Origin of the sequence: Maribacter sp., assembly GCF_016744255.1 — a bacterium.
GTDB lineage: Bacteria > Bacteroidota > Bacteroidia > Flavobacteriales > Flavobacteriaceae > Maribacter_B.
The window spans coordinates 1-8,297 of sequence record NZ_JADGES010000131.1 but is presented as its reverse complement, the minus strand read 5'-3'; the positions used below and the strand labels follow the sequence as shown (position 1 = coordinate 8,297).

At 32.1% G+C, this 8,297-nt stretch carries 9 protein-coding genes; 8 read left to right on the top strand and 1 reads right to left on the bottom strand.

What is annotated here, in order from left to right; translation table 11 throughout:
• From QZZ51_RS15400 to QZZ51_RS15380, 5 genes are all read left to right on the top strand, one after another.
• A partial coding sequence (locus QZZ51_RS15400) for an IS3 family transposase (protein WP_291871277.1) occupies positions 1–736 on the top strand: 736 nt, incomplete at its 5' end.
• Between the two features lie 58 nt (positions 737–794).
• The gene (locus QZZ51_RS15395) at positions 795–1,262 is read left to right on the top strand and encodes a type II secretion system protein GspG (RefSeq protein ID WP_291871275.1); all 468 of its coding nucleotides are present in this window, start codon (positions 795–797) and stop codon (positions 1,260–1,262) included.
• Positions 1,263–1,510: 248 nt separating this feature from the next.
• A complete protein-coding gene (locus QZZ51_RS15390; RefSeq protein WP_291871274.1) occupies positions 1,511–2,485 on the top strand; it encodes a prolyl oligopeptidase family serine peptidase in 975 nt (324 codons plus the stop codon).
• A 73-nt stretch (positions 2,486–2,558) separates the two neighbouring features.
• Positions 2,559–3,161, top strand: a complete 603-nt coding sequence (locus tag QZZ51_RS15385; protein ID WP_291871272.1) for a YkgJ family cysteine cluster protein — start codon at positions 2,559–2,561, stop codon at positions 3,159–3,161.
• 313 nt (positions 3,162–3,474) lie between these two features.
• Positions 3,475–4,125, top strand: coding sequence for a sterol desaturase family protein (locus QZZ51_RS15380; RefSeq protein WP_291871270.1), 651 nt, complete (start codon positions 3,475–3,477; stop codon positions 4,123–4,125).
• 192 nt (positions 4,126–4,317) lie between these two features.
• On the opposite strand, the gene QZZ51_RS15375 is transcribed toward QZZ51_RS15380, so the two are convergent.
• Complete coding sequence (locus QZZ51_RS15375; RefSeq protein WP_291871268.1) at positions 4,318–4,728, bottom strand: DUF4293 family protein; 411 nt, start codon at positions 4,726–4,728, stop codon at positions 4,318–4,320.
• Positions 4,729–4,924: 196 nt separating this feature from the next.
• Between QZZ51_RS15375 and rho the strand changes: the two genes are divergently transcribed.
• From rho to QZZ51_RS15360, 3 genes are all read left to right on the top strand, one after another.
• Complete coding sequence (gene rho / locus QZZ51_RS15370) at positions 4,925–6,643, top strand: transcription termination factor Rho (RefSeq protein WP_291871266.1); 1,719 nt, start codon at positions 4,925–4,927, stop codon at positions 6,641–6,643.
• A 194-nt stretch (positions 6,644–6,837) separates the two neighbouring features.
• Complete coding sequence (locus QZZ51_RS15365) at positions 6,838–7,512, top strand: hypothetical protein (protein WP_291871265.1); 675 nt, start codon at positions 6,838–6,840, stop codon at positions 7,510–7,512.
• Positions 7,513–7,526: 14 nt separating this feature from the next.
• Positions 7,527–8,231 (top strand): hypothetical protein, encoded by a 705-nt coding sequence (locus QZZ51_RS15360; protein WP_291871263.1) that lies wholly within the window; start codon positions 7,527–7,529, stop codon positions 8,229–8,231.
• Positions 8,232–8,297 lie beyond the last annotated feature (66 nt).

Here is an 8,297-nt window from a genome sequence, read left to right as displayed (position 1 = left end):
GATGGAACAAAAGGTGGTTGAACTCGTTAAACAAAGTAGAAAAATCCTAACTAGAGAAGGAACTAGAAAACTCATGAAGTCATTGAAAAATGAACTTCAGAAAAACAACATAAAAATTGGAAGAGACCAGTTATTTCGAATCCTAAGAGAGAATGAACTACTCGTTAGAAGAAAAAAATACTCCTCTAGAACAACCAATTCTTATCATCGTTTTTACAAATATGGAAACATTATTAAAGAGTTGAAAATACACAGACCTAATCAAGTTTGGGCCGCTGACATCACATATATCAGAACTATAAAAGGATTCTGTTACTTAGCACTAATTACTGACTTGTACTCGCGTAAAATTGTTGGGTATGACCTTAGTGATAGTTTAGAACTTACAGGCTGCGTAAGGGCTTTTAAAAAGGCTATATACCATAACAAGCTAACACAAAAACTGATACATCATTCCGATAGAGGTATTCAATATTGTAGTAATGTGTACACTAATGAACTCAAAAGAAAAAAGATAAACATTAGTATGACCGAAGACAATCATTGCTATGAAAATGCTATAGCAGAGCGTGTTAACGGTATTCTAAAAGATGAATTTTATCTCGACCAAACTTTCTATAGCGTTGTTCACGCTAAGAAAGCAGCCAAAAATGCAATCAAATTATACAACTCTAAAAGATTACATTTATCTTTAGAGTATAAAACACCTAATTACGTGCATCAAGTTGCAGCTTAAAAACAAGTATTAATCTGTAGCCGTATTTTAGGACGTGACATTTACCAAAACCAACTAAATGATTGAATTAATACTTTCGACTTTAGCAGAATTTGGACTAATTCGTGAGGACTATAAACATCGGAAACGAATAAGTAAAAAAGAAAAAAAAGATGGTACTAAAAGACCTTTTCAGAAGTATTTTCTACAACCGAGTTCAATAATGGTCATTTTATTTTTAGTAGTTGGAAGTATAAGTGCATTTCTATTTTTTGGTTATCAAAGAACCTCTATCTATCCTGATAAAACTGAAAAAGAAATAGCCGAAATGAGCGAGAGAATGGAGAATTGGAATGAAAAATTCGGACAATATCCAACGGAACTAAATCAATTAATAGGAAATAGCCCCATGAGACAAGATTGGAAAAATGACGCGTGGAATAGAGCATATAAATTCACCATAACAGAAAATGGAAAAGGGTTTTTAATAACATCTGCTGGTTCTGACGGAGAATTTGGGACCGAAGACGACATTAAATCAGAATAATAAAACGCGTAAAAAAGCCCCTAACAATTAAAAATGCACAAATACCTCTTAATTTTACCCTTAATAACCTCTTCTTGCAAAGGTAAAATCGAGGAAAATGATTCGAAAGAAAAAGAGATATCTACAACTATTAAAACTTCTGGTTTTATACTAAAAAAAAGCTAAATAATTACGTCTCTGTTTTGAACAGAAAACATAACATCTTTTACATGCTACGTTTCTTAAATTGGACTACTACACTTTATGCTATGAAATATTTAAAATTACTACTTCTAATCGTATTTTTTTCTAGCTGTAAAGCGCAAGATAATGCGCTTCTTATTCGTCAAAAATTAATATCAGATCTATCCGAAACACCTATATTCCCAGTACTAACGGCAGAGATAAACAACCAAATATCTTGGAAAGAAAAGTATACGTATTTAGATAGTATTGAAATTTATACGATTACCTATTTAAGTGATGGTTTAAAAATAAATGGGTTTCTTGTTAAGCCCAAGAAAAAAGGCAAATACCCTTGTGTTATATACAATCGAGGCGGAAATAGAGAATTTGGTTCCCTTAAAATTGGGCATGGAGCAATTACACTTGGTAGAATTGCAAAAGAAGGCTACGTTGTAATTGCTAGCCAATATAGAGGAAACGGAGGTAGCGAGGGACAAGAAGAATTTGGCGGTAAAGATGTAAACGATATAACTATTCTGCCAGAAGTTTTAAAAGAAATAGAAGATGCCGATACAGATAGAATTGGTATGTATGGTTGGAGTCGAGGCGGAATGATGACCTATATTGCATTAACTAAAACAAAAAACATTAAAGCCGCTATTGTCGGAGGAGCCGTTTCTGACAATTTCCTCACAATTAAAGATAGACCAGAAATGGAAACTAATGTAATTGAAGAACTTATTCCAAATTATTACACTAACAAAGAAACAGAATTAAAAAAAAGGTCTGCAGTACAATGGGCTAACAAATTTTCGAAAAATGTTCCGATACTAATGCTTCACGGAAATTCTGATTGGCGAGTAAAACCAGAGCAAAGCTTGCATCTTGCTTTAAAATTTGAAGAAAATAGAATTCCTTACAGGCTAATAATGTTTGAAGGCGAAGACCACGGAATTTCTGAACATAAAAAGGAAGTCAACGAACAAGTGATTAAATGGTTAGATAAATATTTAAAAAACAAGGAACCATTACCAAATATGAAATATCACGGAAGATAAAACCCTCTTTAATTTCTTTTCCAAAATAAAACCTACTTACTATATTTATTAGGTCTACCTTCCCAAAAAAAGAATGTCGATAGAGCACAAAGTGCTGTTGGTAGAAAAACTTTTCTCCCAACTAGATAAAGAAAGTGCTCAATTTACTCGATCCTCAGGTCTTGGTTGTGTTTCTGGTTGCGGAAAATGCTGTACCTATGCAGATGTAGAAGCATCTCCATTAGAATTTTTACCTTGGGCTTTTCATTTATTTTTAAATAACGAAGCCGAGAAAACTCTCGACATACTGAACAACACCGATAGTCCCACTTGTTTTATCTACAAACCTTTTTCTAATACAGGTAGTGGTACTTGCAGTAATTACAAATACCGAGGTTTAATTTGCAGGTTGTTTGGGTTTGCCGCCAATACAGATAAATACGGAAAATTAAGATTAGCTACTTGTCAAATCATAAAAGAAGGACAAGCAGAGAAATATAAATCTACTACTGAAGCTATTACTAAAGGGTTACATGTACCTGTATTTACAGAGTACTATATGCAGTTAAACCAAATAGATTTTAACTTAGGAAACGTAATATTACCCGTTAACAAAGCGTTGAAAAGAGCTTTAGAAGAAGTTTTACAATATTACGCTTACCGCCCTTTTCCGGATGTAGCAAAAAAAACTCTATAAAAAATTACTACCAACAACATCAATAATCAATCAAACTTCTTGTATTTAGTTTAGAACCTTGCTTATATTTATAGTGTCTACCTATTAGAAAAAAATCATCTAGTTTAGATTAGGAAAGAAAAATATTTTCTTTCCTAAAGAGATTATAGCGTAGACATTGACAACAATTTAAACATAGTAGTAAAAAAAAGTAATTAAGTATTACAATTGGGTTTAGCAAAACAGGATACTAACCAAAGGAATCCTAAAAGTAGAACCCTTTAAAGTTCTAAAAAAAACACCTAAACACAACACAGCCTAAAACCTAAGTTAAATGGATTTAAAAGACCCTTACATATTTTTTCCTTTACTGATTACTTTAAATATAATTGCTTATGCCTTAAACGTAGGGATTAGTAAACTATGGGACAAAGTATATAAACACCAAACCACTATATCGAAAAAAGAAATAAGAAATTCCCTGCTAATACTTTTCCTAAATATAATAATAGCCGTTCCTGGTTTTATACTATGGACAAAAGGTATAATTACCTTTTCTAATAATAATTTATGGTTGTCTTTTATAGGCTTATTTATACTAATGGATTTTCTAATGTATGTTTTGCACTGGGCTTCTCATAACATACATTATTTAAAGAAAATTCATTCCAAGCACCATGAGCATTCCATAAAATTTAATTGTGTTAGCTTGTATTATATGTCTCCATGGGAATCCATATTATTCGGAATTTTATTAAGCACAATAGCTATATTCTTTTCTTTTAACATCTATGGTTTTATACTGTTTCTTATTTTCAATTGGTTTTATGGCGTAATTACACACTTAAATGTAAGCGCTAACAGCTCTCCATTTTTAATTTTTACCACGAATACCTTTCATAAAAATCACCACGAATTAAACTATAAAAATTATGGTTTTTACACCTTTTTATGGGATAAAATATTTAAAACAAAAACGAACTAATAGCTATAAAAAGTAATGAGTTACCACTCCTGTTTTTGATTTATTTTTTTTACAAATTTTCTTTTCAGAAACAGTTTTCTAATCAAAAAAAACTTACACAGACCATGGGAGTGGAACACACAAAACTACCGAAACAAAAAAACCCGGGAACAACCCCGGGTTTAACGCACTAATACTACTAAGATATAAGGTTTAACGTAGACGATCTACAGATTTTACAAGATCCTCATCCTTTTTTATAGCTCTGTTGGCCAGAACTAAAAAAACGATAGAAAATACAGGAATCAACATCCCAATACCCTTCTCAGAAACCAAAGCTTCTCCGGATAAATTTAGTGATCGATAAACGAAAAATCCTAGTAAAAAAAGATTAAATATCATGTTCAATCTGTTTACCACAAATTGATTTTTTCTTTGTTTAAAAAGCATAATGGCTAAGAACGCTAATGCAGCAATACTATAGAAAGCCACAGTAATAAGAACGTCTTGCTTTGCAAAAAATTCTATTCCTTTGTTATCTTTCCATAATGGCAATACTAATGGTAGTACGCCACTTAATAAGACAACCAATAACATATAAATCGATTGTATTCTTTGAATCATAAAGTAATTTGCCTTTGCTACTGCAAAAATAGGTGTCTTTTTTAAAAATAACCCTGCAATCTTAAAAATAATTTGTATTATTGTTTCGTTATTAACAAAACACTTACCACAAAGGGAGTCTTTCCCAAGTAATCCCCAAGTAACAACACTTCATAAATAAGTCAAAAAAAAGACGTACTAATTTATTCCATAATTAATGTTTGAGATTTCAGATTTAAAATCAAAAAAGCTTCCTGAGCTTCAGGAAATTGCAAAAGGATTAAATGTTCCTAAATACAAGACACAAAAAAAATTAGATTTGGTTTACCAAATCCTAGATGTACAAGCTGCCAATCCTAAAGCTGCAGCGGAGGTTATTAAAACCGAGCCAAAAGCAAAAGTTGCTCCTACGCCGAAAGTACAAGCAAAAAAAATGGGCGAGGCTACTGCTGATAAACCAGCTCCTAGAAAGCCGAGACCAAAAATCACTAGAAAAATAGTAGAGCCTGCTAAAGAAGTAAAGACAGAAGCTACGGTTCCTGCACCAACAGTAACTCCTAGCAAAGAAACATCGGAACCAACAAGTACTGCTCCAAAAACAACAGAGGCTCCAAAAACCGAGGTCAAAGAAGAAAAAAGACCTAGACCTAGACCTAGACCAGTGCAAAACCAGAATACTGGTGGTGACAAAAAAGACTTTCAGAAAAAGACACCACAGCACAAAAACCAAAACACACCTAGACCTCGCCCTGTTAAACAAGAAAAGAATAATAATTTTGACAAGGATCTAAAAAATAGATACAAAGAACCAGATTTTGAATTCGATAGTATAATTGCTAGTGAAGGGGTTTTAGATATAATGCAAGATGGCTATGGCTTTCTTCGTTCATCCGATTACAACTACCTCTCTTCTCCAGATGATATTTATGTATCGCAATCGCAAATCCGTTTGTTCGGTTTAAAAACAGGAGATACCGTTCTTGGTAATATAAGACCACCTAAAGAAGGAGAAAAATATTTTCCTTTAATTAAGGTTAATAAAATTAACGGTATTGACCCTCAGATTGTAAGAGACCGTGTTTCTTTTGAACATTTAACACCGTTATTTCCACAAGAAAAATTTAGATTAGCAGAACGTCAGAGTTCTATATCTACGCGTATTATAGATTTGTTTTCACCGATTGGCAAAGGACAAAGAGGTATGATTGTTTCCCAGCCAAAAACTGGTAAAACAATGCTTCTTAAAGATATTGCAAATGGTATTGCTGCGAATCACCCAGAAGTATATCAAATTATTCTTTTGATTGATGAACGTCCAGAGGAGGTTACCGACATGCAACGTAATGTTAGTGGCGAAGTGGTAGCTTCTACTTTTGACAAGGAACCTACAGAGCACGTTCGTGTAGCCAATATTGTACTAGAAAAAGCTAAGCGCTTGGTTGAATGTGGCCATGATGTGGTTATTCTACTAGATTCTATTACAAGACTAGCACGTGCATATAACACCGTACAACCTGCATCTGGGAAAGTATTAAGTGGTGGTGTAGATGCCAATGCATTACACAAACCAAAACGTTTCTTTGGTGCTGCTCGTAATATTGAAAATGGAGGTTCTTTATCTATAATCGCAACCGCGCTTACAGATACAGGCTCTAAAATGGATGAAGTAATCTTTGAAGAATTTAAAGGTACTGGTAACATGGAATTACAATTAGACCGTAAAATATCTAATAGAAGAATATTCCCCGCTATTGACCTTACCTCTTCTAGTACTCGTAGAGAAGATTTACTACTAGATAAAGACACCATACAACGTATGTGGATTATGCGTAAATACCTAGCGGATATGAACCCTGTAGAAGCGATGGAATTTATTGAACAACGCTTTAAGCAAACGAAAAATAATGAAGAGTTTCTATTGACTATGAATCAATAATCTTAAACAACATATACTACCGAAGCCCAATAGTTTAACTATTGGGCTTTTTTATTGCCCCCATTTAAACTTAAACACATTGAAAGTCTGTATTTCAGCACATTAAATCCTTTTTTAATATCTTTAGGCACCTAAGAAAAATATCCCCCATTTTTCTGATATAGTACTATTTATTAATAAATACACTAAGAGCTATGGTTACCATTATCCAAAAACTACTAACCTTTATTTTACTCCTCCTCCTCTCTGCCTTACTAAACAGTTGCCAAGAAGAACAAAAAAAAGAAATAGTTACTGAAAAGGTTCGCGCTCCAAAACAAATAATACCAGTTGCTCAAGCAGAAAACATGTATAAAAACTATTCTGAACGAAGAGTTTCTTTAATACAACGTTATGAAGATTCTATTAATAAGAAATCAGGGATTAAAAAAGAATTTGATGTGGCAAGATTTGTATCATACGACTACAAAACTATAAAACAATACCTTGCTTATATAGAAGATGAAGCAAAAAAAGCGGATATAGATATCTCTACTTTACGTTTCTATTTTTCTAACTACCCAGATAAACAGTTTTTCGATAATAAAGACTCTATTTTACACCCTAGGCAAAACTCAATCATGTTATCACCTACAATTAGAAAAGGGAATCGAGATTATTTATTTTACATAAGTGGTACTCAGGAAAAACAAGAGGCGATATTACTTTCTAATAGTTTTGCTAAAATAAAAGGAATTGGAGCAAATAAAGAAAAAACAAAAGCCTACGCTTCATTCCTTTCCAATTACCCCAATCCAAATACCTCTCTTTATGCAGAAAAAAGTGTTACCATGAACAGAGGACACAACACTCCTCCTAAAGAGCAATAACGATCCTCTAGAGAATGAATAATTTAATTTTAGACAACTTATTTATAATACTTTATGCCATATCATTAATTACTTCTATAATTAGATATCGAAGGTATTATGACTCAGCTTTAAAGTATCTACCAATTATTATTGGCTATACATTAGCAAATGAAATTCTTGGTGGAATGATAAAATACTACAATGAAATTCAAATAGTATATTCAGAAGGATATGCATTAAATAATAATCTAATATTTAATATTTGGGATAATATATTCTTTCTTTACTTTTTTTATGTGTATTGGAAAATGTTTAATACTATTAAATTTAAAAAAATAGCTAGAAACGGTACTCTCCTTTACATTGGAATAAGTATAGTTAATCTCTTTATACAAGATTTCTTTATTTTCACTCAAATATATTCACTAGTATTTGGATCATTATTAATCGTAATAATTGCAATTTTATATTTCGTTGAATTAAAAAGAAAGCCAACAAGTATTCCAATCTCAAAAAACCTACTTTTTTGGATTAGCATAGGATTGCTAATTTTTTACACCTTCTACCCTTTTATTATAATATTAATTACAAATTACTTTTACGAAATATACAAACCCTTAAACATAAGACCATTTCATCTTTCACTTATAATACTAATGTACAGTTGTTTTATAATTGGTTTCATACGAATGCGCAGGATAAGGGGGTCAAGCGTAAAACTTGGGGACAAAGTTTAAAATTATAACTTTGAACTAAATTATATACTTTAAAATTTGAACTCAAACTTAGCTAAATATTTACTG